Raw genomic sequence first — 24,974 nt, forward strand, 5'->3', positions numbered from 1 at the left:
AGCTTCAGACCCCGGCGATGTGGCGCACCGCATCGAGGTACGGCATGTTGATCGCGGAATCCGCGACGGCCCGGACCGCAGGTTTGGCGTTGAACGCCACACCGATCCCTGCGGCCCCGAGCATATCCAGGTCGTTGGCGCCGTCGCCCACGGCAATGGTGTGTTCCATCGCGATGCCTTCGGCGGCCGCCCACTCGCGCAGGTATTTTTCCTTCGCCGCACGGTCGATAACGGCGCCGAGCACCTTGCCGGTCAGGGCGCCGTCCACAATTTCAAGTTCGTTGGCGAGCCAGTAGTCCAGGCCCAGATTCTCCGCGATGGGACGCAGGATCTGGTTGAACCCACCGGACACCACGGCCACCACGTGTCCGGCTGCCTTGAACGCCGCGACCAGCTCAGCGGCACCTTCGCTCAGCTTCACTTCCGCCCGGACGGAATCGACGACGGCGGCCGGCAGTCCTGCGAGCACGGCCACCCGTGCGTGGAGGCTCTGCGCAAAGTCCAGTTCACCGCGCATCGCGGCTTCGGTGACTGCCGCTACTTCCTCCCGCTTGCCAGCATAGGCCGCCAGGAGTTCAATGACTTCCTGCTGGATCAGCGTCGAATCAACGTCCATGATCAGCAGCATCCGCGGAGCAGCACGCAATCCTGCGGGAACGATGGCGGTGTCCAGTCCATCCTGCGACACCTCGGCCACTGCCCTGCGGAGGGCGGAAATACCGGCGTCCGTGCCATCGGCGATGGCGAGCTCGGCGGTGTGGACCTCAAACCGGCTGTCCCCGCCCCGTGATTCGGATAGGACCATGGCGCCACTGCCCGTCAGGGCGGCGCGCACGGTGTCGAGCCCGGGGGCGGTCAGTTTTGGGCCATAGCTGACCGCAGTCACGTTCGAAGTCATGGCTGCAATCTTAGCCAGCGGGGGAGAACCCCCCGAATTGATTGCGCCAGGTTGTTGGCTAACCCCCGCGGACCAGCCTGCAGGGCGAGGCGGTGACCGTGCGTGTGACGCGTGTCGCTGTCCAAGTATCAGTTATCAGTCCGCCCCTTTTTTGTCCTAGTGTCTACTCCTATGAGTGATGTTCTTGAATTGGCCGCTGTCAGCGTTGTCCGTGGGGCTAAAACGCTTCTGAACAAGGTGGACTGGCAGGTCAAGGAGGGCGAACGCTGGGTCATCCTCGGACCCAACGGCGCAGGCAAGACCACGCTCCTGCAAATTGCTGCAGCCCGTCTTCACCCCACCAGCGGCATGGCCGGCATCCTGGAGGAAATCCTCGGCAACGTGGACGTGTTTGAACTCCGTCCCCGCATCGGCCTGTCCTCCGCCGCCCTGGCCAACCAGATTCCCGGGCACGAAACGGTCCTCAACGTTGTTGTCACCGCGGCGTACGGTGTCACGGGGCGGTGGCGTGAGGGCTACGAGAAGGCTGACGAACGCCGGGCCTTCAGGCTGCTGAATGACTGGGGCATGGGGCCGTTCCTGAACCGGGCGTTCGCGTCGCTGTCCGAAGGTGAGCGCAAACGGGTGCAGATTGCCCGCGCCCTGATGACTGATCCGGAACTCCTCCTGCTGGACGAGCCCGCCGCCGGCCTGGACCTGGGCGGGCGCGAGGACCTGGTGCACCGCCTCAGCGAACTGGCCCGTGACGAGGCAGCTCCGGCCATCGTGTTGGTCACCCACCACCTCGAAGAGGTACCGCCCGGCTTCACCCATGCGATGTTGCTCCGCGACTCCAACGTGGTGGCGGCCGGACCCCTTGAGGGCGTACTGACGGCAGAGCACCTCAGCAAGACCTTCGGCCTGGATCTCGAGGTCACCGTCAACGCTGGCCGCTACACCGCCACCGCCCGCCGCTAGGCCGCGGCGCCGCCAACCGTGGATCTTCTCAGCAGCATCTTTGTGTTTTTTGCCGGCCTGTGGGCGGGCACCATCAACGCCGTTGTAGGCTCCGGCACCCTGGTCACGTTCCCGGTCCTGATCGCCCTCGGGGTCACGCCCGTGGTGGCTTCAATGAGCAACGCAATGGGTCTTGTGGCGGGTACCGCAGCGGGGGCGTGGGGGTACCGCCGCGAGCTCAAGGGCCGCGGCTTGCAGCTGCTGAAGCTCCTTCCGGCCTCGCTTCTGGGCGGCATCACCGGGGCCTGGCTGTTGTTGCACCTGCCGGAGAAGGTCTTCCACTACGTGGCCCCGGTTCTCCTGGTGCTTGCCCTGCTGATGGTGGTGTTCCAACCGCGGCTACAGGCCTGGGTCCGCAATCGCGAGGAGAACCCCGAGCATGCGGTGCGGGACAAAAGGCACGGCATCCTCCTGATTGTGCTGGTGTACCTGGCCGGCGTCTACGGGGGTTACTTCGTGGCCGCCCAGGGCATCCTCCTGGTGGGCATCCTGGGCGTATTCCTCACCGGTACCATCCAGAACGCCAACGCCATGAAGAACATCCTGGTCCTCGGCGTGAACCTCGTGGCCGCGGTGTCATACCTGCTCTTCGCTTTTGACCGGATCAACTGGCTGGTGGTGCTCCTGATCGCCGTGAGCTCCACGATCGGAGGCCTCCTGGGCTCCAAAGTGGGGCGGCGGCTGTCCCCGGCCGTGCTGCGGACCATCATCTTTGCGCTCGGCCTGATGGCGCTGGGCTTTATGATCGCCAACCTGCTGAAATAATCAGCCGGTGACAATCCACTATCTCGAATCCGCCGGGGACCCCCGCGTCTCCGACTACACGCAGCTGACGGACGTGCACCTGCGGAAGCTCCGCGAACCGGCTGAAGGAATGTACATCGCCGAATCCTCGCGGGTCCTCCGCCGGGCGTTGGCGGCAGGCCACCAGCCAAGGTCGTTCTTCCTGGCGGAGAAATGGCTGGCTGACCTGCAGGATGTCCTCAGTGCCTACCCGGACGTTCCCGCCTTTATCGGCAGCGCCGCCCTGCTCGAAGAGATCACCGGATTCCACCTCCACCGCGGCGCCATGGCAGCCATGCAGCGGCCGGAACCGGTGCCCCTCCGCGAGCTGCTGGCCGGCGCGCGCCGGGTCGCAGTCCTGGAGGACATTGTGGACCACACCAACGTGGGCGCCATCTTCCGGTCGGCCGCGGCACTGGAGATCGACGCCGTCCTGATTTCGCCGCGCTGCGGCGATCCGCTCTACCGCCGCAGCGTCCGCGTCAGCATGGGAACGGTTTTCCAGGTGCCGTGGGCGCGGCTGGAATCCTGGCCACAGGACCTGTCGCTGCTCAAGGAAGCCGGCTTCACGGTGGCCGCGCTCGAACTCACCAAGGACGCCGTGGATGTGGACGGACTCGCCGCACGCAATCCGGACCGGCTGGCCTTGGTGCTCGGCACCGAAGGTGCCGGCATGAGCGCCGAGACGCTTGCCGCCGTCGATCTCGCCGTGAAAATCCCTATGCGCACCGGCGTGGACTCCCTCAACGTGGCGGCGGCCTCCGCCGTGGCGTTCTGGGAACTCCGGCCCCGTGGTTCGCAGGGTCCGCGTTGATCAGCTATTATTAACAGCTGGCTGTCCTGCGCTTTCTGCCCTGCGGCAGTGAAGCAGACACCAGCCATCCCATTCATACCTGGCAGCTGGCAAAATCCAGTTGTGCGAACAAAGGCCCCATTATGAAGTCTGATATCCACCCGAAGTACGAAGCTGTTGTTTTCAACGACCTGGCTTCCGGCGTCAGTTTCCTGACCAAGTCCACCGTGTCTTCCAAGAAGACCATCGAGTGGGAAGACGGAAACACCTACCCGGTTATCGACGTCGAAATCTCCTCCGAGTCCCACCCGTTCTACACGGGCAAGCAGCGCATCATGGACTCTGCAGGCCGCGTCGAGCGCTTCAACGCTCGCTTCAAGGGCTTCGGCGGCTCGAAGTAATTCACTTCACCCCCCAAGGTTCTTTGGAAAGCCCGCACCGGCAACGGTGCGGGCTTTTTGCGTCTGGGCTTTTTGTCGTTCCGGGAAGCCCTGATCGTGGGGCAGGATGGATGGCATGACTGCCACACCATTTGTCCCTGAAGACCGCCCTCGCAGCCACCACGGTGAGTACAAAGTCCCCGGCGGCAAACTGGTGGTGGTGGACTTCGACGTTGTGGACAGTCTCCTCGCCGATGTCTCCCTCAGCGGCGACTTTTTCCTCGAACCTGATGAGGCGCTGCCCGCCATCAACAGGGCGCTGACAGGACTTCCGGAAAGCACGACGGCGGCGGAGCTGTCCGCGGCAGTCACCGCTTCGCTGCCTCCCGGCGCAGTCCTGTTCGGCTTTTCGGCGGACGCCGTGGCCGTCACCGTCCGCCGCGCCCTGGCGAAGGCAACGGCCTGGACAGACCACCGCTGGAACATCATCGCCCCCACAGTCCTGCCGACGAATATCAATGTCGCTCTTGATGAGGTGCTGACCGAAGAGGTGGGCGCCGGCCGTCGCAACCCCACCCTGCGGTTCTGGGACTGGGAGGAACCGTCCGTGGTGATCGGCAGTTTCCAGTCCTTCAGGAACGAGCTGGATCCGGACGGCGTTGCCCGGCATGGCATCAGTGTGGTCCGCCGGATCAGCGGCGGCGGAGCGATGTTCATGGAAGCCGGCAACTGCATCACCTACTCCCTGTACTTGCCGCAGACGCTGGTGGACGGGATCAGTTTCGCGGACTCCTACGCGTTCCTGGACGCCTGGGTGATGGCCGCGCTCGAAAAAATCGGGGTGACAGCGTTCTACGTACCCCTGAACGACATCGCCACGGACCAGGGCAAAATCGGCGGTGCTGCCCAGAAGCGCCTCGCCAACGGCGGCATGCTGCACCACGTCACCATGAGCTACGACATCGACGCCGACAAGATGGTGGAGGTGCTGCGCATCGGCAAGGAGAAGCTCTCGGACAAGGGGACGCGCAGCGCGAAGAAACGTGTTGATCCGCTGCGCCGGCAGACCGGACTGGCCCGCACGGAGATCATCGCGGCCATGATGGAAGTGTTCAGTGAACGGTACGCCGCCACCCCGTCCGAACTCACCGCCGCCGAGCTCAGTACCGCCCGGGACCGGGTGGCCACCAAGTTCGGCGCCCAGGATTGGCTGCACCGGGTCCCGTAAGCCTTTTCCGGCTAGACCGACTGCAGCTGGGCGGTGAGCGCCCGGAGCAGGTGGCTCCGCTGTTCCACAATGATCCGGCGCAGCGCCCGGGGCGCGTCGGTGTTGGCCGTCAGCCAGGCGTCCGTGCGGAGCACCACGGCGTGGTCCACTGGCAGGGTCCCCGCCGGCAGACTCTGCGCCATGGGGTACAGCCCCCGGACGATCCTGCTGGCGATTTCGATGCTCCGCTGGTCCCAAACACCGCGGAGGCACTCAAAGTAAGGCTCCACATAGGGGTCCAGGAGCGCAGCCGGAGACGTCGCAAAGCCGACTATGGTGGCGCTGAGAAGCTGGTTCGACAGCTCCGTCCCCTCCACGGCATCCTGCCAGGCGGCGGCCTTCACTTCAGGCTCCGGACGGGCGGCCAGCGCGGTGGCGTGGCCCGCCCGGCCCGAGGCGGTGGTGTCCCGTTCGAGTTCTGCGTCCAGCTCGTCGGGGGTGGCCTGCCCGTTGGCCGCCAGGGCGTGCCAGAGGCTCCAGCGCAGCTCTGCGTCCACGGCCAGGCCGTCCATCACCACAGTGCCGTCAATTAGGCCCCTGAGCCGGGGGAGGAGGGCGGCGTCGTGACGGCTGACGGCGGCGAGCGTCCGCGCCCAGGCCAGCTGGTGGTCCGAGCCCGGCGCTGCCTTAGCCAGCTGGGCGTCGGCTGCCGCCAGGAAGGAGCCACGCACAGCGTCGCGATGTTCCAAGGGGGTGTAGCGTTCGACGGCGGTGGAGGCGTTCTCGAGGATGTTCAGCAGCACACCGACTCCCGTTTCGGACGGTCCGAACGACGTCACGGCCTCCACATAACGGGAGGCCGGGCTGTCCCCGTCGCGGGCGGAGTTCCACAGTGCGGTCCAGCAGAGGGCGCGGGCCATGGGGTCGGTGATCCGGTCCAGCGACGTCAGGACTGTCGCCTCGGATACCGGGTCCAGCCGCACTTTGGCGTAGGTGAGGTCATCATCGTTGACGAGCAGGAGGGCGGGTCGCGGCTGCCCGGCGAGGTCCGGGACCTCCGTCCGCGCTCCGGCAACGTCCGTTTCGACGCTCCCGGTGCGGACCAGGGAGCCGTCGGCGTCGAAGTTGTACGAGCCCACGCGCAGCCTGTGCGGCCGCAGTTCCTCCCGTCCGGTGACGGGGTCTTGGCTCTCCTGGACGATCGTCACGGCGCCTAGTTCGCCGTCGTGCGTCCCGGTCTCCACGGACAGCGTGGAGATGCCGGAGGTCTGCAGCCAGGCGGCAGCCCAGCCGGCAAGATCCCGGCCGGAAGCAGCGCTGAGGGCCTTCAGGAGGTCGGCCAGGGTGGTGTTCCCGTAGGCGTGGTCGCGGAAGTACTGCTGTGAGCCGGCGATGAACGCGTCAAAGCCCACATACGCCACCAGCTGCTTAAGCACGGACGCGCCCTTGGCATAGGTGATGCCGTCGAAGTTCTGTTTGGCAGCCTCGAGGTCGGGGATGTCAGCCACGATCGGGTGGCTGGTGGGCAGCTGGTCCTGGACGTAGGCCCAGGCCTTGCGTTTGTTGGCGAAGTTCACCCACGCTGTATCCCAGTCGGTGGCACGGTCCACGCCGAGGGTGCCCATGTAGTCCGCGAAGGACTCCTTCAGCCACAGGTCGTCCCACCACTGCATAGTGACGAGGTCGCCGAACCACATGTGCGCCATTTCGTGCATCAGCGTGTTGGCCCGTGCCTGGTACTGCGCGTCGGTGGCGCGGGACGTGAACACATAGCTTTCGGTGAAAGTGACCAGCCCCGGGTTTTCCATCGCGCCCAGGTTGTATTCGGGGACGAAGGCCTGATCGTATTTCCCCCAGGGGTACGGGTAGTCGAACAGCCGGTTGAAGAAGTCCAGCCCGTTTTTGGTCAGGCTGAACAGTTCCGCGGCATCGAAGGATTCCGCCATGGAAGCACGGCAGTACAGCGCCAGGGGCACCTCCAGCGAGGTGCCGTCGTCGAGTGTGGCGCTCCAGTGGTCCTGTGCTTTGAAGTAGGGCCCGGCAAGGATTGTGGTGATGTAGGTGGACATGGGGCGTGTGGTGGCGAAGTCCCAGCGGCTGGTGTCCGGATCGCTGGTCAGCTGCGTGCGGGCCGCTTCCACACCGTTGGAGGCCACCTCCCAGCCGGACGGTGCCATGACGTGGAACGTGTACTCGGCCTTGAGGTCGGGCTGTTCAAAGTTGGCGAACACCCGCCGGGCGTCGGCGGGTTCGTACTGCGTGTAGAGGTAGCAGAGGCCGTCGGCGGGATCCACAAAGCGGTGCATGCCCTCGCCGGACCGGCTGTACAAGGCGGTGCCAGTGACGGTGACCTGGTTCTCCGCCTGCAGGTTGTCCAGGCGGATCCGGGAACCCTCCACTACATCGGCTACGGGGAGTCCTTTGCCGTTGAGGAACACGCTGTGGACTTCACCGGCGATGAAATCCAGGAACGTGCCCGCCACCTGCCCCTGGCCGGGCACAGCTGCGGAGAAGTTGATAACGCTGCGGCTCGTGTAGCCCGCCACGTCCGGATCCGCTGCCTGCCGCACATCCAGGGAGACGTCGTAACTGTGGGTGCTGATCAGGGCTGACCGTTGGGCGGCTTCATTGCGCTTCAGATTCTCATGTGACACTCAGCTATCTAATCACGGGTTCCGGGGCCGCGGCTCACCATCCGGCCGCCGGCCTAGGCGGTCACCAGCAGGGCCGCTGCCAGGCCCAGCACCGCGATCAGCAGCCATGCCGCCAGCGCTGCGAGCAGTGCCTTCGCTCCGGTGTGCAGCAGCGTGCGGATCCGCACGGCGGACCCAAGCCCGAACAGGGCCGCCCCCAGGAGAATGTCCTGCAGCCCGGCACCGGCGTCGAGCCAGCCGGCGGAGAGCCAGCCTGTGGACCGGAGCCCCACCAGGGCCACAAACCCCACCACGAACAGGGGCACCAGCGGCGGCAGCGCGTGTTGGCCCGATGAGCTCATGCGGTGGTGCAGACCCGCCACGGCGACCACCGGTGCCAGGAGCAGCACGCGGGTGAGCTTCACGACGACGGCGATGCCCAGTGCCGCGGTGCCGGCAGTCTGCGCCGTGGCCACCACCTGGCCAACGTCGTGCACCGACGCACCCGTCCAGGCGCCGAAAGCAAGGGGACTCAGGTGCAGGGGATGCATCAGCAGCGGCAAGATGCCGATCGCCAGGGTGCCGCACAGTGTCACCAGCGCCACCGGCAGGACGGTTTCCGCATGCCGGATCCGGCGCACGGCCGCCATGGCTCCGATGGCGGACGCCCCGCAGATCGAAAAGCCGGTGGCTACCAGCAGCGCGGTTTCACGCGGAAGACGGAACAGCCGCACCAGCAGGTACGTGCCGCCGAAACTCAGGAGCACTACGCCAGTGATGAGGACCATGGCCAGCCAGCCCAGGCCCAGGATGTCCATGATGCTCACTTTGAGGCCCAGGAGGACGATGCCACCGCGCATCAGGTGCTTGCCCGCGAAGTCCAGGCCCGGGCGCGCCCGGCCAGCGATCCACACCGCCGTGCCGGGCAGGTTTGCGGCGAGCAGGCCCAGCGCAACGGCACTGGTCATGGCCGGCAGCGCCGGAACCACGGCATGAGCGGCGAAGGCAACCGCCAGGGCAGGGATAGCCGTCAGGAGGCCTGGCAGGAGCCTGCGTGAGCGCATGCCCACACCACGGAGGCGGGCACGCAGTCCGCTACGACGGTCGCTGTTCCCGGTGTCTCCGAAGCTCCCGGGATTACTTGTCTCTGGCACTCACTAACCTTGCCGGATAGGACTCGGATCCAACGAACCGGCATTGCCCCGGCAACACGCCACAATGGATGGCAGTAATGAATTCGAAACAAAAAGATGGTTGGCTAAAGGACATGTCAGACCTATTTCAGGATTACTCCGAGGCCGCCGAACGTACCGGTGCCTACGACGAGATGTTCGCCCCCGGCCAGGAAGCACGCGAGTCGTACGGCCAGGTGGCCGATGCCCTTAGCAAGCTCTCCCTCGCTGACGTCAGCGCCCGGGCGGACTCCATGGCACGGACCTTCCTGGACCGCGGTGTGACTTTTGACTTCGCGGGGGAGGAGCGGCCCTTCCCGCTCGACATCGTCCCCCGCGTTATCCCCGCCGATGAGTGGACGGTGCTGGAAAAGGGCGTGGCGCAGCGCGTCCGGGCGCTGGAAGCCTTCCTCAACGATGTCTACGACAAAATGAACGTGGTGGCCGACGGCGTCATCCCGCGCCAGCTCGTCACCACAAGCGCCCACTTCCACCGCCAGGTGCAAGGCTTCGAACCGGCCGGCGGCGTCCGCGTTCATATCTCCGGCATCGATGTGGTGCGCGACGCCGCCGGCACCTTCCGCGTCCTGGAAGACAATGTGCGGGTGCCGTCCGGCGTCAGCTACGTCCTGGAAAACCGCCGGGCCATGGCCAAGGGCCTGCCTGAGGCATTCGGGCAGCAGCTCATCCGGCCCGTAGAAGAGTACCCCCGCCGGCTGCTGTCCGCCTTGCGGAAAACGGCGCCCGCCGGCGTCGACGATCCCACAGTGGTGGTGCTGACCCCGGGTGTCTTTAACAGCGCCTACTTTGAACACACTCTGTTGGCCGGACTGATGGGCGTGGAACTCGTCGAAGGCCGCGACCTCATCTGCCGCGGCAACCGGGTCTACATGCGCACCACGGCAGGTGAGCAGCGCGTGGACGTGATCTACAAACGCATCGACGACGAATTCCTGGACCCCCTGCAGTTCCGCTCGGATTCCATGCTCGGCTGCCCGGGACTGGTCAACGCTGCCAGGGCCGGCGGCGTGACCATTGCCAACGCCGTGGGAAACGGCGTGGCCGACGACAAACTTGTCTACAGCTACGTTCCGGACCTCATCCGCTACTACCTGAGCGAGGAACCCGTCATCGCGAACGTGGACACGTTCCGGCTGGAGGAGAAGGAATCCCGGGAGTATGTCCTGGACAACCTCGCTGAGCTTGTGGTGAAGCCCGTGGACGGCTCTGGCGGCAAAGGCCTGGTCATCGGGCCGGACGCCTCCAATGACGAACTCGAGGCCTTGCGCAAGCGGGTCGTCGCTGACCCGCGCGGCTGGATCGCCCAGCCGGTCCTCCAGCTTTCCACGGTTCCCACCCTCGGCGGGGACAAATTCGGACCCCGGCACGTGGACCTGCGCCCCTTTGCCGTCAACGACGGCGACGACGTCTGGGTACTCCCCGGCGGCCTCACCAGAGTGGCGCTCAAGGAAGGCTCCCTCATTGTGAACTCCAGCCAGGGCGGCGGCTCCAAGGACACCTGGGTACTGGCAGACTCACCCCAGGTGCCGGTGGAAACTGTTCCCCGGCCCACCATTTCCATCCGCGAGCGGGTATCCGTCTGGCCAGTGGAGAGCAACTGGCGCGACCGCCAGTCGGAGCAGCAGCAGTGAGCCGGGCCATCGAACCGGCACAATTGTTCACGGGTTCATCCCCACATATTTCGGACGCGCAGGAGGTCACCGCGAATGCTTAGCCGTATTGCTGAGTCCCTATTTTGGATCGGACGCTATGTGGAGCGGGCCGACGGCACCGCCCGCATCCTGGACGTGCACCTGGAACGCCTGAACCACCTCCCCATGGACGAACGCCGCAGGGTGGCCCAGGAACTGCTTGCAGTGATGGGCGCCCGGCCGCAGAGCGAAGACTTCGGCCTGCCCGAACTCCTCCACGCCCTGGCGTACGACAAAACCAGCGCGACGTCCATCGCCGGGTCGCTGGGAGCCGCGCGTGAGAACGCCCGCCGTGCCCGCGAGACCGTGTCCTCGGGCCTGTGGGAAAGCCTCAACACCACCTACTACGGGCTGAGCCAGCACCGCAAGGACGTGGTAGGGACATACCGCTTCTGCAACTGGACGCTGGAACGGACGGCCATGGTCAGCGGCCTGGCCGACACCACCGTGAGCCATGACGAAAGCTGGCTGTTCCTGGTGTTGGGCCGGTCCCTGGAGCGAGCCGACATGACCGCGCGGATGCTCTCCACCCGGGATGTCCTCTCTGCGGGCATGTCCTGGGTCAACATGCTGCGGTGCGCGGGGGCCTATGAGTCGTTCCTGCGGACGCGGCGGGCCGCGTTCGGGGACCAGCACGCCGCCGAGTTCCTCCTGCTTGACCGGCTGTTCCCGCGGTCCATCGTCTACGCCCTGCGCGACGCTGATGAGTGCCTCGCAAAGCTGGACCCTTCGGCACAGCGCGTGGGCTTCATCAACGACGCCCGCAGGATCGTGGGCCAGGCCCGCACGTTCCTCGAGTTCCACCGGACGGACGATCTGATGTCCGAACTGCCCGAGCACATGGAACGCGTGCAGAAGGCCGTCTCGCAGGCCTCGGACGCCATTTCCCGTAAATACTTCAATCAGGCAGACGAACTGGCCTGGGTGGGAGAAGTTTCATGACCCGGCTCAGCATCATCCACACCACGGCCTACAAGTACAACAAGCGGGTCACGCTCTCTTACAACGAGGCCCGCATGACACCGCTGACCGACCCCCAGCAGGTGGTCCTTGAATCCGTGCTCAAGGTCTCGCCGACGCAGGCGGCCGTGAGCAACTACCGGGACTACTGGGGCACGCGGGTCACCGCCTTCGACATGCAGATGCCGCACGACCACCTTGAGGTCGTTTCCAATATCACTGTCGAAGTGCACCGGGCCGAAAAAATCCCCGCCGACGCTGACATCGCCGGCTGGGACGTCCTGGCCTCGAACGAATCGTTGAATGCGTTCAGTGACTGGCTGCCGCAATCCCAGCTGAGCGGTCCCGGTGACGAGGTACTGGGCATCATTCCAGGTGTCGTGGAGGGCAAGAACCCGTACGAGGCCGCCATGGCCGTCTTCGAATGGATGCGCGGCGAGATGACATACATGTCCGGTTCCACAGCGGTCACCACCAACGCCGAGGAAGCTTGGGGACAGCGCCAGGGCGTCTGCCAGGACCTCGCGCACCTCGCCGTCGGCGCGCTGCGCAGTTGCGGGATTCCCGCCCGGTACGTTTCCGGTTACCTGCACCCGAGGTCGACGGCGGCCATCGGCGAGACGGTCGCCGGCCAGTCACATGCTTGGCTGGAGTTCTGGGACGGCGAGTGGCGCAGCTGGGATCCCACCAACCACAAGCCGGCAGGGGACTACCACGTCACCGTGGCCAGGGGCCGTGACTACCGGGACGTGCCGCCGCTGAAGGGCATCCTGTCCGGCGGCGGAGGCTCGGCGCTCAGCGTGAGCGTGGAAATCACCCGCCTGGCTTAGGCGGGGACTTCACCTGGGCGTGTATTTGTCCTGCGCTACTCCGGAGCTGCCGTGGCTGCTCCGCTGAGCTGGGTCCACCAGGTCATGGGCGCGGTGACCTTGAACCGGCGCCCGGTCACAGTGTCCGGGCTCACCCGGACAAACGTGTCCTTCTTACCGGCCTGCCAGGGGAAAAGATACAGGGCTTCGGAGTCCAGGATGCCCTCGGTTCCCGTGATGGCCTTCGCCGGGCCCTTGACCACCACGCTCCAGGCCAGGCCGCTGACGGCATCCACGCCATCGGCCTCCAACGCCACAGCGGCACCTCCCGAGGCGGCGGCCAGCTTCGTTCCTGCGCCGGTGCGGAAGACCAACGTTCCGCCATCCACCGTGTAGTTGATGGGGAAGATATCAGGCTGGCCGTCCACCAGGACGGCCAGCCTGCCTACGGAAACCGTCCGCAACAATGCCCAACATTCGTGGTGTTCGAGGTTTTGGACCTGGGCCGTGGACTCGCTGGAATTGGACTGGCCGGACGTTGGGTCGCTGGGTGTTGCTTCGCTGCTCATGCCGCCGAGCCTACGCCCAACGCGCCGGAGAGGACAGCGGCCGTCCTACCAGGGGCTGGGCTTGTAGTCCTTGAGGAAGACCCCGTACTGGTCCTCGCCGTTTTCGCCCATCACGATCGGATCGTAGACGCGGGCGGCGCCGTCCACCAGGTCCAAGGGCGCGTGGAAGCCCTCTTCCATGAGCCGGACCTTGGTGAAGTGCGGGCGTTCGTCGGTGATCCAGCCGGTGTCCACGGCCGTCATCAGGATCCCGTCGGCGTCCAGCATTTCCTGGGCGCTGGTCCGGGTCATCATGTTCAGGGCCGCCTTGGCCATGTTGGTGTGCGGATGCCCCGGGCCCTTGTAGGCGCGGGAGAACTGGCCTTCCATGGCGGAGACGTTGACAATGTACTTCCGGTGCGCCGTGGAGCGCTTCATGGCGTCCCGGAGCCTGCTGACCAGCAGGAACGGGGCCGTGACGTTGCAGAGCTGCACTTCCAGCATTTCCAGGGGGTCAACCTCGTCCACCACCTGCGTCCAGCTGTTGATGCCGGCCAGGTCCGGGACGAGCCCGCCGGCGTCGATCGCTGTACCTGCAGCGATCCGCTCCAGCGAGGCCGAGCCGGTGGAGAGCGCCAGCGAAGTGATGGCGTCGCCGGCGAGCACCGGGTGATCGGTTACACTGCTCGCCAGGGCGAGGGGGTGTTTGTCGTGGGCGTGGCCGAACGTCACCAGTTCCGGGCCGCCGTTCGCGGGCTCCAGCGCGGCGGGCAACGGCTCGTCCTCGGCGTCCACAAGAGGCTTGTAAGCGTTGCCGGACCGGCGCACGGTCTGGGCGGCATTGTTGATGATGATATCCAGGGGGCCCGCTGCATTGAGCGAATCCGTCAGGGCCATCACCTGTGAGGGGTCGCGCAGGTCGATGCCCACAATCCGGAGCCGGTGCAGCCAGTCGCCGCTGTCTTCCATGGCCGCGAATCGGCGCGCCGCGTCTTTGGGGAACCGCGTGGTGATGGTGGTATGGGCGCCGTCCCGGAGCAGGCGCAGCGCGATGTACATGCCGATTTTGGCGCGCCCGCCGGTGAGCAACGCACGCCGGCCGGTCAGATCCGTGTGTGCATCCCGCTTGCTGTGGCTGAAGGCGGCGCATTCAGGGCAGAGCTGATGATAAAAAGCGTCAACCTGCGTGTAGTGCGTCTTGCAGATATAGCAGGGCCGGGAACGGATCAGGTGCCCCGCCACCTTGCCCGTCGCCGACGTCTCCAGCTTGTTGCCGCGGGTCTCGTCGTCGATCCGGTCCGGTGCTGCCGTTGCGGTCTGGGCGATGACGGCCCGGTCGGCTTCGGAGATCAGATCCCGTTTGGTCACGCGGCGGTGACGCTTCACGGCCTTGAACATCTTCCCGGTGGCACGGCGCACCGAGACATAGTCGGGATGTTCCTCGTCATAGACGTGGATGGTGTTCAAAACCTTGAGGCAGGCCTGGATTTCCTCAGGCGTCAGATCGGGGGAGCTCATTGTACCGATTTTACAGCCTGGCGAAGATCTGGCCTGACCGTGCCGCGGGGTCCGCAGTTCGGCCAGGCCTGCCACTACTTGCTTAGCCCTGGCGGCCGCCGGATGCGGCCTGCGAGGCCGATTGGGCGTGGACGGCAGCAGCCTGTTCCACTGATTCGCGGATTTCGGGGTAGTTGGCCGTGGCTGCCTTGACGGCATCCGGTACCTGGTGGAGGTTCCTGGCGGCAAGCGCCCGTTCTTCGGCACCGGGCTCGGGCACCTGCTGACCCTTGGCGAGCACGGTGATACCGGATTCGGTCACCTTGAACCCGCGGGCGCGGTCCAGGTCATGGTCCAGGCCGATCGCGGCGCCGGCCGGGACCTTCACGTTTTTGTCCAAAATCGCGCGGTTGACCACCGCGCCTTCGCCGATGTTCACCTTGTCCATCAGGACCGAGTCGATGACCCTGCTGCCGTTCCCTACAAAGACGTCGTTGGACAGGACAGAGCCCTCCACCACACCGCCGGAGACCACCACGCCGTTGGACACTATGGAGTCCAGGGCCGTGCCCACGGTATCGCCTTCCCCGCGGACGAACTTGGCCGGCGGGGAGATGCTCTGGCGCGTGTAGATGGGCCATTCAGAGTTGTAGAGGTTGAACACCGGCAACGGGGAGATGAGGTCAATGTGGGCGTCATAGAACGAGTCGATGGTGCCGACGTCGCGCCAGTAGGTCCGGTCTCGTTCTGTGGAGCCGGGGATGTCGTTGAGGGTGAAGTCGTAAACTCCGGCCTCACCCTGGCTGACGAAGTAGGGGATGATGTCCCCGCCCATGTCGTGCTTGGTGTCGAGCCGTTCGGCGTCGACGTGGAGGGCATCCACCAACGCGTCGGCGTCAAAGACGTAGTTGCCCATGGACGCCAGGAACTGGGTGGGATCAGCGGCCAGGCCGGGAGTTGTGGCGGGCTTTTCCACAAATGCGGCGATCTTCCGCGGGTCCTCCTGGTCCACCTCGATCACACCGAACTGGTTGGCCATGCTCAGCGGCTGGCGCACGGCGGCCACAGTGGCCTTGGCTCCGCTGAGCACATGCTGCTCCACCATCTGGGCGAAGTCCATGCGGTACACGTGGTCCGCACCCACCACAACGACGATGTCGGGGTTGGCGTCATGGATCAGGTTCAGGGACTGGTAAATGGCGTTGGCGCTGCCGAGGAACCAACTCTTGCCGACGCGCTGCTGCGCCGGCACGGACGCCACATAGTTGCCCAACTGCGTAGACATCCGCCAGGTCTCGGAAATATGGCGGTCCAGGCTGTGGGATTTGTACTGGGTCAGCACCACAATCTGCAAGTAGCGTGAATTCACCAGGTTGGACAGCGCAAAGTCGATCAGCCGATAACTGCCCGCAAAGGGCACAGCAGGTTTCGCTCGGTCTGCCGTCAATGGCATCAGCCGGTTTCCCTCGCCGCCCGCGAGGACAATGGCCAGGACTCTTTTGTTCAACGGCATGGTGGTCGCTCCTGTACGCCTTCGTAACTCCCCAAACAGTCCGGCATGCCCGGACTACTTCACACTAGAACAGATAGTGCGGAACGACTACCTTGGGTAACGTGCGAATAGACATTGTGACTAAAGAGTTCCCGCCCGAGATCTACGGAGGCGCCGGAGTCCACGTGGCCGAATTGAGCAGGGTGCTTAGTAAGCACGTTGACCTGCAGGTTCGTGCCTTCGGGGCGCCCCGCGACGCCGATTACCACGGTGCCGGGGTGACCTCCTATTCCGTTCCCGAAGACCTGGGCTCGGCCAACGCCGCCGTCCAGACCCTCGGCGTGGACCTGCGCATCGTGCCGGACGTCGCAGGGGCCGATCTGGTTCATTCGCACACCTGGTATGCGAACATGGCCGGCCACCTGGCGTCCCTGCTCCACGGCATCCCCCACGTCTTGAGCGCCCACAGCCTGGAGCCGTTGAGGCCGTGGAAAGCCGAGCAACTTGGCGGCGGCTACGCGTTGTCCTCCTGGGTGGAAAAAACCGCCTACGAGGCCGCAGCGGCGATCATCGCCGTTTCGGAAGGCATGCGCCAGGACATCTTGCGCAGCTACCCCAACGTTGACCCCGCCAAAGTCAGGGTGGTCCACAACGGCATCGACGTCGAACTGTGGCAGCGTGATGAAAACCAGGACGCCGTCCGCGCCCTGGGCATTGACCCGGACAAACCGAGCGTGGTGTTTGTCGGACGCAACACGCGCCAGAAGGGCGTGCCGTACCTGCTGCGTGCCGCAGCGAAGCTTCCGGCCGATGTGCAGCTCGTGCTGTGCCTCGGGGCGGCGGATACTCCCGAGCTCGCAGCAGACACTGCACGCCTGATCGAGGAGCTGCAGAGCCAGCGCACCGGCGTTGTCCTGATTGAACGGATGCTGCCGCGGAACGAACTCATCCAGGTCCTCAGCCACGCCACAGCGTTCGCTTGCCCGTCCATCTATGAACCGCTGGGCATCGTCAACCTCGAGGCGATGGCCTGCGGTGCCGCCGTTGTGGCCAGCGCTACGGGTGGCATTCCCGAGGTGGTCCAGCACGGCGAGACGGGCCTCTTGGTCGATCTTGAGCAGGTCACCGACGGCACCGGCACACCGCTGGATCCGGAGAAGTTCGTGACGGAATTTGCCGCCGCACTCACGGAAGTGGTGTCCGATCCCGACCGGGCACGTGCCATGGGCCAGGCCGGCCGCCGCCGCGCGGAGGAGCACTTCTCCTGGGAATCGATCACGGAGACCACCCTTGAGGTCTACCGCTCAGTGCTTCCCGGCGGACAGCACTAACAACAGCACTACTGACCAAACAGCGCACGACGGCGCCGCTCCCCACCGAGGGGAGCGGCGCCGTCGTGCGTTACCCGCCAGTGGAACGCGAAGCGGTCAGTTCCGCTGGGTGCGGCCGGCGGCGGAGGTGCGCGCCAGCACCACCTTTTCGTCGACGGGGGCGTTGCCGCTGGCCCGCTGCGCCCTGATGTACGCGCGGGCCTCGTCCTGCCGGGTCTTCTCGGCACCGGTGGCAATGGCGGCGCGCACGTGCTCGTCGCCGTACCCGAAGGCGTCCACAAGGTCCAGGGCGTGCGGCCTGATCTTGACCAGGAGCCGGTTGATGTAGTCACCCACAGTGCGTGCCCGCTGCATGGAGAGCCGGCCGTTCATGAGGTACCAGGACAGGTTCTTTTCGATCAGCGACAGGCCGAACAGGTCGCGCAGCCAGGTCAGGACCCGCTTGGTGCCGGGGTCCGTGACATCCTCCAGCGCCTCTGTGAACGCCTCCCACTGCAGGAGCTCGGCGTGCGCCTGGGCAGCATCGATCAGCTCGTTCTGGTGCTGGTTGAAAAGCGCCGCCCCCTTTTCGACGGGCAGTTTGTTGGCGCCCTTCAGGGCCGCCCCAACGTCGGCCACCATGGTCTGGACGCGGTCCGTCAGGAGGGCACGCTGGCCTTCCTCGTCCCTTAGGGCAATGGCAGCCTTCTGGACCGATCCGGTATCGGCGACAAACTGCGCCACCTGCCGCAGGCCGGTGCGATGGATCGCGACGCCCGTTGCCTGGGCCACCACGTAGCGCGCCAGCACACCAAAATCGACATTCCTGAACTCCTTGGCATAGTCGGCCAGGAGCCGCTTGGCCACAAGCTGGAGCAGGACAGTGTTGTCGCCCTCAAACGTGACATAGACGTCTAGGTCCGCGCGGAGGGAAGCGAAACGGTTTTCGATCAGGAAGCCGGCCCCGCCGCACGCCTCACGGCATTCCTGCAGCGTGTCCAGGGCGTGCCAGGTGCTCAGCGGCTTCAGGGCCGCGGCGAGGGTCTCCAGGTCCTGCCGGTCCTCATCGGTGTCGTGGGCTCCGGAGAAAACGTCGTCGAACTTCTGGAGGAGCTGCTCGTGCGCGAAACCCGCGGCATACGTGGTGGCCAGCCGGGTGAACAGGCGCCGCTGATGGCGCTGGTAGTCCAACAGGACCTCTTCGTCAGTGTGTGACGACGCGTTGAACTGGCGGCGTTCAGTTCCGTAGCGGATGGCTGCCGTCAGGGCGACCTTCGACGCCGCAACAGCGGCGCCGTCCAGGGACACACGGCCTTGGACGAGGGTTCCCAGCATGGTGAAAAAGCGGCGGCCGGGGCTCGCAATGGACGACGTGTACGTCCCGTCGGATGCCACATCGCCGTAGCGGTTCAGGAGGTTCGTGCGGGGGATGCGGACGTTGTCGAAATGCAGCCGGCCGTTATCAATCCCGTTAAGGCCACCCTTGACGCCGTCGTCCTCGCCGCCGATTCCAGGGAGGAAATCCTTTGTTTCGGGGTCCCTGAGGTCAACATAGAAGGCGTGCACACCATGATTAACGCCCTTGGTCACCAGTTGGGCGAACACAACAGCTGCGAGGCCGTCAATGGCTGCGTTGCCGATGTAGTCCTTCCAAGCGGCACGGAACGGTGTGTGGACCTCAAATTCCTGCGTTTCGGCGTTGTACGTCGCCGTAGTGGCGATGCTCGCCACATCGGAACCGTGGCCGGTTTCCGTCATGGCGAAGCAGCCGGGGATCTCAAGGTTCATGATGCCCGGCAGCCATTTGTTGTGGTGCTCCTGTGTGCCCAGGTGCATCACAGCCGAGCCAAAGAGCCCCCACTGGACACCGGCCTTGATCTGCAGGGACGGGTCGGCGGTGACCAGTTCCTCGAACCTGGCCACATTGCCGCCGTGATCATCGGCACCGCCCAGTGCTGCCGGGAAGGCCCTCTGCACGGCGTTGTGGTCAACAAGGTACTTCAACTGGCCAAAGGCCCGTGTCCGGTGTTCGGTGTGCGTCAGTCCTTCGATCTTGTGCAGCGCAGGGTCGCTGGCCAGTGCGCGCGATTGACGTCGGGATTCCGCCCATTTGCCCAGGAGCTGCTCGCCGAGGGCGGCAACGTCGACGGCGGGCTGCGCTGCCGTTCCGTAGCCGGAGGTGGGGCTGGCGGCGGTGTCCGGGCCGGTGGTGCGGTCCGCTACTTCGGTCATGTCAATGTCCTTCGTTGGTTCTGACAGGAGGGTGTGAGGTTCTAGGGGCGGAATCATGTCGCGCTGGCAGGGTTAAGCTCGGGGGCGATTCCCACGCACAACCAGGCCGTGATCTGGCGGGCCATGGCTCCCTGGTCCGGCTTCGCCGCCGAATCCGGTGTGCTGAGCCATTGTTCGCCGGCATTCCGGACCAGGCCGATGGCCGCCGTGGGCCAGTAGCCAATCACGGCCTCCTTGCCATCGCCGAGGTGGGTCCGCATCGGTGCGGCGATCATCTCCGCGATGGAATCGAAGAAGTGGCCAAAGGCTCCTGAGATGGCCGCCGATCCCTGCGGGCCGTCCGAGTCCACCGGCGCATAGCGTGTCACGAAGCTGTAGACGTTGGGGCTGGTTTCCGCCATCTGGAGATAGGCCGCGATCATGGCCAGCAGCCCCTCCCGAGGGGTCTGGGCGCCCTGGGCCGCTTCGCGGATCTTACGCTGCATCTGGCTTAGGACAACTTCCCCAACAGCGTGCTGGAGGCCGGCTTTATCGCCGAAATAGCGGTAGAAAACTGACTTCGATGTTCCGGCGGCTGCTGCAATCTCCTCCATGGAGGCGTCGCTGCCCAGTGCGTGGACTGCCCGCCGTGCGGACTTGATGAGCTCCCGGCGTCGTTCCTCCCGGTGTGTCTGCCAGCGGGCCGAGCGGCCGTCGGCATTTCCGCCGGCAGCCGGCGTCGGGGCTTCTGAGTTGAGGTTGTTCACGATACTCAGCGTATCAGGTACGCTGGGTATCGGTAACCGTCGCAGATCAGAGGAGTCACTCATGTCCGTCAATGGACAGTCCGGCACAGGACCCCAGGAATTCACCAACCCCACGCCGTCCGGCATGGCGCGCCCAGTCCGCCGGGCCGTGATTGTGGGTGGAAACCGGATCCCGTTTGCAAGGTCCGGCGGGGCCTACACGAAGTCGTCCAACCAGGACATGCTCACCGCTGCACTGGACGGTCTTATTGCCAGGTTTGGCCTCCAGGATGAGCGGATTGGCGAGGTTGCGGCGGGTGCCGTGCTCAAGCACTCCAGGGACTTCAACCTCACCCGCGAGGCGGTCCTGGGCTCGGCGTTGTCGGCGGAAACCCCGGCCTACGATCTGCAGCAGGCGTGTGCTACCGGCCTGGAAACGGTTTTGGGACTGGCCAACAAGATCAAGCTGGGCCAGATCGATTCTGCGATCGCCGGCGGTGTGGACTCGGCGTCGGATGCGCCCATTGCTGTCAGTGAAGGCCTTCGCGAGGTGCTCCTGGACCTCAACCGCGCCAAGACCCTGCCCCAGCGCCTGCAGGTGCTCAGCCGGCTGCGGCCCAAGGACCTGGCCCCCGACGCTCCGAGTACGGGGGAGCCGCGCACCGGCCTGTCCATGGGTGAGCACCAGGCGCTGACCACGGCGCAGTGGAACATTTCGCGCGAGGCGCAGGATGAGTTGGCTTTCAACAGCCACCGCAACCTTTCCGCCGCGTATGACCGCGGCTTCTTCGATGACCTCCTTACCCCTTACCGCGGCCTTGCCAAAGACTCCAACCTGAGGGCGGACACCACGCTGGAAAAGCTGGCTACGCTCAAGCCTGTCTTCGGGAAGAGCCTGGGTGCCGAAGCCACCATGACGGCGGGAAACTCCACGCCGCTGACCGACGGGGCATCCACGGTCCTGCTCGCATCCGAAGACTGGGCCGATGCCCACGACTTGCCGAAGCTCGCCGCCGTGGTTGACGGAGAGGCTGCTGCGGTGGACTTCGTCCACGGCAAGGACGGCCTGCTCATGGCCCCCGCGTTCGCTGTCCCGAGGCTGCTGGCCCGCAACGAACTGACGCTGGATGACTTCGACTTCTTTGAGATCCATGAAGCGTTTGCGGGGACCGTCCTGAGTACACTGGCCGCCTGGGAAGATGAGGAGTTCGGCCGCACCCGGCTGGGACTCGAGGGTGCCTTCGGCAGCATCGACCGCACCAAGCTGAACGTCAACGGCTCCTCACTGGCCGCGGGCCACCCGTTCGCAGCCACCGGCGGACGCATCGTGGCCTCGCTGGCCAAGATGCTGGAGGCCAAAGGAACGGCCGACGGAAGGCCTGCGCGCGGACTTATTTCCATCTGTGCCGCCGGCGGCCAGGGCGTCGTCGCAATTCTCGAAGCACTCTAGGGGCACCGGATGACGGACAAATACACCACCCTGGTCAACCAGGGCGTGGGCAAGAACATCGCCAAACGGCTGGGCCTGCCCCGTCCTGCGCTGCTACGCCGCTACACGCCGGGCCAGCCCCTGGCCACCGGCCCCGTCCTGGTCCAGGGCAACACCCCCGGAGCCGACGAACTGGCCGCCAAGCTACTTTCCTGGGACCTGGACGTCCGGCGCCACGCGGTACCCCGCGAAAAACTTGGCGCGATCATCCTTGTCCTGGATGAGCTGAACCGGCCGGAGGATCTTGAGAGGCCTGTGCTGTCCGCTGCGGCCTCACTGCGTGATCTCGGCGCCAGCGCCCGCGTCATCACTGTCTCCCGGCCAGCCACTGAAAGTGCGTCCCCGGCACAGTCAGCTGCCCGGCAAGGCGTGGATGGCTTCCTGCGCTCCCTGGCCAAGGAACTCCGGACCGGCGCAACAGCGAACGGCATCGTCCTCGCCGGGGGAGTACAGAGCACCAGCCCCAGCACCCTTGCCGCGCTGCGGTTCTTCCTCTCCGGACGGTCGGCATTTGTGGACGGCCAATTCCTGACTGTCTCATCCGGCGAAGGCCACCTGCCCGCTGACTTCGAAAAGCCGCTGGCCGGCAAGGTTGCCGTGGTCACCGGCGCCGCCCGCGGCATCGGTGCGGCTATTGCCCGGACACTCCACAGGGACGGGGCCACGCTGGTCCTAGTAGACATCCCGGCAGCCGGGGACCATTTGGCTGCCGTTGCCAACGAAGTCCGCGGCACGGCGCTGCAACTGGATATCAGCGGCGCAGATGCCGGCCAGCGGATCATCGACCACGCCGTGCAGCGTTATGGCCACCTGGACATCGTCATCCACAACGCCGGCATTACCCGGGACAAGCTGCTGGCCAACATGGACCACGGCCGCTGGAGCTCTGTCCTGAATATCAACATTGCCGCCCAGCTCAGAATCAACGAAGCGCTCCTGGCGTCGGAGCATTTCCGCAATGCACCACGGATTGTCTCGGTGGCATCCACCAGCGGGATAGCGGGCAACCGTGGCCAGACCAACTACGCGGCATCCAAGGGCGGCGTGATGGGAATGGTGCGTGCTTCCGCGCATCTTCTGGCGGCGAGCGGCGGGACCATCAACGCGGTGGCGCCCGGCTTTATCGAAACAGACATGACAGCGCGGATTCCGTTTGCCGTCCGGGAAGTGGGCCGACGGCTGAATTCGCTGCAACAGGGAGGTCAACCGTCCGACGTCGCGGAGGCAATTGCCTTCCTGGCAAGCGACGCCGCCGGGGGCATTAACGGCGACGTGCTGCGCGTCTGCGGACAGAACCTGGTGGGGGCATGAGCACGGTCCAGCCGGTCATCCTGGGGGAGATGCCATCCCTGTCCAAGCTGTACGTCAATGCCGCCGCGCAGGCGGCGCGACGCCGCGTGCTGGGCACCCACAACGGATCAACTCTTCCGGCCATCGGCCACGAAGTGCGCGGCATAAGGGCCGACGTCGGGAACCTCACCGCTTACCAGCACCTCATCGGGCTGTCGGCAAGGGACACCCTGCCGGCCGGGTACCTGCATGCGCTGGCATTCCCGCTGGCCATGAGTGTGATGAACCGCGACGATTTCCCGCTGCCGCTCCTGGGCATGATCCACCTCAGCAACCACGTGGAGCAGAGGTCACCGGTGCTTTTCACCGACGCCCTGGATATCCAGGCCAGGGTCGAGAATCTCCAGGGTCACCGGGCAGGCACACAACTGGACGTCGTGGCCGAGATCCGAGGTGCCGGTACGCCGGACATCAAGTGGACCGGGCGCTCCTCCTACCTGGCCAAGGGCGTGTTCCTCCCTGGCATCGACAAGCCGACCCCGCCTAACGGCAAGGCCAATTTCACGCCTCCGGACCCCACCGCAATTTGGCATTTGGGGGTCGATACGGGAAGGGCGTATGCGGCTGTTTCAGGCGACTTTAACCCAATCCACCTGAGCGTGCTATCTGCCAAGGCCCTGGGCATGCGACGCTCCATTGCGCACGGCATGTACCTGGCCTCGAGGGCCCTCGCGGACGTTGGGCCGGCCAAGGGCGAAACGTTCACGTGGGATGTCACGTTCGAGGCGCCGGTGTCCCTGCCGGCCCGCGTTGCGCTGGATATCACCACGGCGCAGACGCCTGGCGAGGGCTGGCGGCGGGCCGACTTTGTGGCGTGGAACCCCCGCTCAGGCCGCCGCCACTTCAGCGGCTCGGTGGCACCGCTCTAGGACGCCGGCCGTGCAGCCCGGAGGATACGGTGCAGGCTCAGGAGGATGGACTCGGACGCTGTCATGGCCGAATCTTCCTGGGCCCGCTCCTTTACCGCTACAATTCCGGCCTCCACCGCTGACTTTGCGGCGGCGAACAGCCGCCGCTGGTCTGCTTCATCCTCACCGTCGAGCGAGGCCAGGAGCCCACCGGTGGCGGTCATGGCCGCTGCCAGGGGTGCACTGTCGTCGAAAGGCACCGTGTACGGCGCGTCCTCTGTCCAGATGACATCGGACAGCACTTCTGTCATGTCCTGGATGTGGAATGTCACCCGCTCCAGAGCACGAAGGTTGCGGTAGTCGAGATCCACATCGTGGGGATGTAACCGCCTGCGCGGATTGGCCCGGCGGCTCGCGTCAGCCTCCTGGATTAGGTGCCGGACCCTGCTGGTGGCTTCGGCCAGCTCAGTCGACCGTCGGGACCAGTCCTCATGCTCGGGAGGCCATTTTTCAGTCAGGGCCGTTCCCATGTCGGTCAACTGTTGCCCGAGGGCCAGCCGGAGTTTGCCCAGGCTGGCGGCCGCCGCGTCGAAGTGCAGGGGGGGAAAGACCAGGAAGTTGACGGCAATGCCCACGCCTACGCCGACGCCCATCTGAATCAGGTAGCCGAAGGAAAAATCGTCCTTGTTGCTTCCACCCACGAGCAGAACCAGCAGCGCCGCCGTCGGAATCCAATCACTGCCCGAGCCGATGCGGGGGAGGCCGCCCAACAACACACCGATGCCCATTACGATCGCCACAGTCAGCGGCGACGGATCACCGACGCTGACCAGCGCAAAGGCCAGCCCAATACCCAGGGCGAGTCCGACGAGTGCTTGAAGACCCTGCCGGAAGGATCCGGCCACATTGTGGTACATAGACACCAGCGCCCCGAGCGGCGCGTAGTACGGATACTCGGCAGCGGATCCGGGCATCAGGGGAGCAACAGCAAAAGCGAGGCCGGCGGCTAAAGCTGCCTTCGCCGCCAGCTGCAAGCGCTGAGCCGTGACTGCTGACGAAAGGCCGGCCACCGAGTTCCTCAGGAGGCTGGGTGCACCGGCGGCCCGGCGCTGCGGCTGCGCTTGATTGTCACCCATCCGC

The 24,974-nt window shown here is 65.5% G+C and carries 21 protein-coding genes; 12 read left to right on the forward strand and 9 right to left on the reverse strand.

Features of this window, described 5'->3' with window-relative positions; all coding sequences use genetic code 11:
* Nucleotides 1-4 precede the first annotated feature (4 nt).
* Nucleotides 5-898: a phosphoserine phosphatase SerB gene (gene serB / locus ACZY1F_RS08525; protein WP_463941317.1), complete on the reverse strand. Its 894-nt coding sequence runs from the start codon at nucleotides 896-898 to the stop codon at nucleotides 5-7.
* A 171-nt stretch (nucleotides 899-1,069) separates the two neighbouring features.
* Between serB and ACZY1F_RS08530 the strand changes: the two genes are divergently transcribed.
* From ACZY1F_RS08530 to lplAB, 5 genes are all read left to right on the forward strand, one after another.
* Nucleotides 1,070-1,855, forward strand: coding sequence for an ABC transporter ATP-binding protein (locus ACZY1F_RS08530; RefSeq protein ID WP_463941318.1), 786 nt, complete (start codon nucleotides 1,070-1,072; stop codon nucleotides 1,853-1,855).
* A gap of 18 nt (nucleotides 1,856-1,873) precedes the next feature.
* Nucleotides 1,874-2,659: a sulfite exporter TauE/SafE family protein gene (locus tag ACZY1F_RS08535; protein ID WP_463941319.1), complete on the forward strand. Its 786-nt coding sequence runs from the start codon at nucleotides 1,874-1,876 to the stop codon at nucleotides 2,657-2,659.
* Nucleotides 2,660-2,666: 7 nt separating this feature from the next.
* Nucleotides 2,667-3,491: a TrmH family RNA methyltransferase gene (locus tag ACZY1F_RS08540; RefSeq protein ID WP_463941320.1), complete on the forward strand. Its 825-nt coding sequence runs from the start codon at nucleotides 2,667-2,669 to the stop codon at nucleotides 3,489-3,491.
* 122 nt (nucleotides 3,492-3,613) lie between these two features.
* Nucleotides 3,614-3,871 carry a type B 50S ribosomal protein L31 gene (locus ACZY1F_RS08545; RefSeq protein WP_463914288.1) on the forward strand — a complete coding sequence of 86 codons (258 nt, stop codon included), beginning with the start codon at nucleotides 3,614-3,616 and terminating at the stop codon, nucleotides 3,869-3,871.
* A gap of 115 nt (nucleotides 3,872-3,986) precedes the next feature.
* Nucleotides 3,987-5,078, forward strand: a complete 1,092-nt coding sequence (lplAB, locus tag ACZY1F_RS08550; RefSeq protein WP_463941321.1) for a lipoate-protein ligase LplAB — start codon at nucleotides 3,987-3,989, stop codon at nucleotides 5,076-5,078.
* 11 nt (nucleotides 5,079-5,089) lie between these two features.
* Here lplAB and pepN read toward each other — a convergent pair whose 3' ends face one another.
* A complete protein-coding gene (gene pepN, locus ACZY1F_RS08555; RefSeq protein WP_463941322.1) occupies nucleotides 5,090-7,711 on the reverse strand; it encodes an aminopeptidase N in 2,622 nt (873 codons plus the stop codon).
* A gap of 53 nt (nucleotides 7,712-7,764) precedes the next feature.
* Nucleotides 7,765-8,754: a YeiH family protein gene (locus ACZY1F_RS08560; protein WP_463941566.1), complete on the reverse strand. Its 990-nt coding sequence runs from the start codon at nucleotides 8,752-8,754 to the stop codon at nucleotides 7,765-7,767.
* Between the two features lie 203 nt (nucleotides 8,755-8,957).
* On the opposite strand from ACZY1F_RS08560, the gene ACZY1F_RS08565 reads away from it, so the two are divergent.
* The 3 genes from ACZY1F_RS08565 to ACZY1F_RS08575 all read left to right on the forward strand — a co-directional run bounded on the left by ACZY1F_RS08565 (nucleotide 8,958) and on the right by ACZY1F_RS08575 (nucleotide 12,364).
* Nucleotides 8,958-10,514: a circularly permuted type 2 ATP-grasp protein gene (locus ACZY1F_RS08565; RefSeq protein WP_463941323.1), complete on the forward strand. Its 1,557-nt coding sequence runs from the start codon at nucleotides 8,958-8,960 to the stop codon at nucleotides 10,512-10,514.
* A gap of 75 nt (nucleotides 10,515-10,589) precedes the next feature.
* Entirely contained in the window at nucleotides 10,590-11,516 is a 927-nt protein-coding gene (locus tag ACZY1F_RS08570) for an alpha-E domain-containing protein (RefSeq protein ID WP_056339904.1), read from the forward strand.
* A complete protein-coding gene (locus tag ACZY1F_RS08575) occupies nucleotides 11,513-12,364 on the forward strand; it encodes a transglutaminase family protein (RefSeq protein ID WP_463941324.1) in 852 nt (283 codons plus the stop codon). The genes ACZY1F_RS08570 and ACZY1F_RS08575 overlap by 4 nt, the downstream gene beginning before the upstream one ends.
* A gap of 35 nt (nucleotides 12,365-12,399) precedes the next feature.
* On the opposite strand, the gene ACZY1F_RS08580 is transcribed toward ACZY1F_RS08575, so the two are convergent.
* From ACZY1F_RS08580 to glgC, 3 genes are all read right to left on the reverse strand, one after another.
* The gene (locus ACZY1F_RS08580; protein WP_463941325.1) at nucleotides 12,400-12,912 is read right to left on the reverse strand and encodes a pyridoxamine 5'-phosphate oxidase family protein; all 513 of its coding nucleotides are present in this window, start codon (nucleotides 12,910-12,912) and stop codon (nucleotides 12,400-12,402) included.
* A gap of 45 nt (nucleotides 12,913-12,957) precedes the next feature.
* Entirely contained in the window at nucleotides 12,958-14,409 is a 1,452-nt protein-coding gene (locus ACZY1F_RS08585; RefSeq protein ID WP_463941326.1) for an SDR family NAD(P)-dependent oxidoreductase, read from the reverse strand.
* Between the two features lie 82 nt (nucleotides 14,410-14,491).
* The gene (gene glgC, locus ACZY1F_RS08590) at nucleotides 14,492-15,901 is read right to left on the reverse strand and encodes a glucose-1-phosphate adenylyltransferase (protein WP_463941327.1); all 1,410 of its coding nucleotides are present in this window, start codon (nucleotides 15,899-15,901) and stop codon (nucleotides 14,492-14,494) included.
* 101 nt (nucleotides 15,902-16,002) lie between these two features.
* Between glgC and glgA the strand changes: the two genes are divergently transcribed.
* On the forward strand, nucleotides 16,003-17,211 hold the full coding sequence (glgA, locus tag ACZY1F_RS08595) for a glycogen synthase (RefSeq protein ID WP_463941328.1): 1,209 nt from the start codon (nucleotides 16,003-16,005) through the stop codon (nucleotides 17,209-17,211).
* Between the two features lie 96 nt (nucleotides 17,212-17,307).
* Here glgA and ACZY1F_RS08600 read toward each other — a convergent pair whose 3' ends face one another.
* Both ACZY1F_RS08600 and ACZY1F_RS08605 read right to left on the reverse strand, forming a co-directional pair.
* Nucleotides 17,308-19,422 carry an acyl-CoA dehydrogenase family protein gene (locus ACZY1F_RS08600; RefSeq protein ID WP_463941329.1) on the reverse strand — a complete coding sequence of 705 codons (2,115 nt, stop codon included), beginning with the start codon at nucleotides 19,420-19,422 and terminating at the stop codon, nucleotides 17,308-17,310.
* Nucleotides 19,423-19,475: 53 nt separating this feature from the next.
* Nucleotides 19,476-20,231 carry a TetR/AcrR family transcriptional regulator gene (locus ACZY1F_RS08605; RefSeq protein WP_463941330.1) on the reverse strand — a complete coding sequence of 252 codons (756 nt, stop codon included), beginning with the start codon at nucleotides 20,229-20,231 and terminating at the stop codon, nucleotides 19,476-19,478.
* Between ACZY1F_RS08605 and ACZY1F_RS08610 the strand changes: the two genes are divergently transcribed.
* The 3 genes from ACZY1F_RS08610 to ACZY1F_RS08620 are packed head-to-tail and all read left to right on the forward strand — an operon-like array spanning nucleotide 20,230 to nucleotide 23,855.
* Complete coding sequence (locus ACZY1F_RS08610; RefSeq protein WP_463941331.1) at nucleotides 20,230-21,597, forward strand: acetyl-CoA C-acetyltransferase; 1,368 nt, start codon at nucleotides 20,230-20,232, stop codon at nucleotides 21,595-21,597. The genes ACZY1F_RS08605 and ACZY1F_RS08610 overlap by 2 nt on opposite strands.
* Nucleotides 21,598-21,606: 9 nt before the next feature.
* Nucleotides 21,607-22,947 carry a 3-oxoacyl-ACP reductase gene (locus tag ACZY1F_RS08615; protein WP_463941332.1) on the forward strand — a complete coding sequence of 447 codons (1,341 nt, stop codon included), beginning with the start codon at nucleotides 21,607-21,609 and terminating at the stop codon, nucleotides 22,945-22,947.
* Nucleotides 22,944-23,855 (forward strand): MaoC family dehydratase, encoded by a 912-nt coding sequence (locus ACZY1F_RS08620; protein WP_463941333.1) that lies wholly within the window; start codon nucleotides 22,944-22,946, stop codon nucleotides 23,853-23,855. The genes ACZY1F_RS08615 and ACZY1F_RS08620 overlap by 4 nt, the downstream gene beginning before the upstream one ends.
* On the opposite strand, the gene ACZY1F_RS08625 is transcribed toward ACZY1F_RS08620, so the two are convergent.
* Nucleotides 23,852-24,970: an FUSC family protein gene (locus ACZY1F_RS08625; RefSeq protein ID WP_463941334.1), complete on the reverse strand. Its 1,119-nt coding sequence runs from the start codon at nucleotides 24,968-24,970 to the stop codon at nucleotides 23,852-23,854. The two genes, ACZY1F_RS08620 and ACZY1F_RS08625, sit on opposite strands and share 4 nt — an antisense overlap.
* Nucleotides 24,971-24,974: the final 4 nt, after the last annotated feature.

The sequence above is a fragment of the Pseudarthrobacter xylosi genome (assembly GCF_055412765.1).

Excerpts from the sequence above, each read along its gene's own strand:
- ACZY1F_RS08575 (WP_463941324.1), top strand. The coding sequence starts at position 11,513 with ATGACCCGGCTCAGCATCATCCACACCACGGCCTACAAGTACAACAAG.
- ACZY1F_RS08580 (WP_463941325.1), bottom strand. The coding sequence starts at position 12,912 with ATGAGCAGCGAAGCAACACCCAGCGACCCAACGTCCGGCCAGTCCAAT.
- glgC (WP_463941327.1), bottom strand. The coding sequence starts at position 15,901 with ATGCCGTTGAACAAAAGAGTCCTGGCCATTGTCCTCGCGGGCGGCGAG.
- ACZY1F_RS08600 (WP_463941329.1), bottom strand. The coding sequence starts at position 19,422 with ATGACCGAAGTAGCGGACCGCACCACCGGCCCGGACACCGCCGCCAGC.
- ACZY1F_RS08585 (WP_463941326.1), bottom strand. The coding sequence starts at position 14,409 with ATGAGCTCCCCCGATCTGACGCCTGAGGAAATCCAGGCCTGCCTCAAG.
- ACZY1F_RS08620 (WP_463941333.1), top strand. The coding sequence starts at position 22,944 with ATGAGCACGGTCCAGCCGGTCATCCTGGGGGAGATGCCATCCCTGTCC.
- ACZY1F_RS08625 (WP_463941334.1), bottom strand. The coding sequence starts at position 24,970 with ATGGGTGACAATCAAGCGCAGCCGCAGCGCCGGGCCGCCGGTGCACCC.
- ACZY1F_RS08605 (WP_463941330.1), bottom strand. The coding sequence starts at position 20,231 with ATGAGTGACTCCTCTGATCTGCGACGGTTACCGATACCCAGCGTACCT.
- ACZY1F_RS08615 (WP_463941332.1), top strand. The coding sequence starts at position 21,607 with ATGACGGACAAATACACCACCCTGGTCAACCAGGGCGTGGGCAAGAAC.
- ACZY1F_RS08560 (WP_463941566.1), bottom strand. The coding sequence starts at position 8,754 with ATGCGCTCACGCAGGCTCCTGCCAGGCCTCCTGACGGCTATCCCTGCC.
- ACZY1F_RS08565 (WP_463941323.1), top strand. The coding sequence starts at position 8,958 with ATGTCAGACCTATTTCAGGATTACTCCGAGGCCGCCGAACGTACCGGT.
- serB (WP_463941317.1), bottom strand. The coding sequence starts at position 898 with ATGACTTCGAACGTGACTGCGGTCAGCTATGGCCCAAAACTGACCGCC.
- lplAB (WP_463941321.1), top strand. The coding sequence starts at position 3,987 with ATGACTGCCACACCATTTGTCCCTGAAGACCGCCCTCGCAGCCACCAC.
- ACZY1F_RS08610 (WP_463941331.1), top strand. The coding sequence starts at position 20,230 with ATGTCCGTCAATGGACAGTCCGGCACAGGACCCCAGGAATTCACCAAC.
- ACZY1F_RS08570 (WP_056339904.1), top strand. The coding sequence starts at position 10,590 with ATGCTTAGCCGTATTGCTGAGTCCCTATTTTGGATCGGACGCTATGTG.
- ACZY1F_RS08545 (WP_463914288.1), top strand. The coding sequence starts at position 3,614 with ATGAAGTCTGATATCCACCCGAAGTACGAAGCTGTTGTTTTCAACGAC.
- ACZY1F_RS08530 (WP_463941318.1), top strand. The coding sequence starts at position 1,070 with ATGAGTGATGTTCTTGAATTGGCCGCTGTCAGCGTTGTCCGTGGGGCT.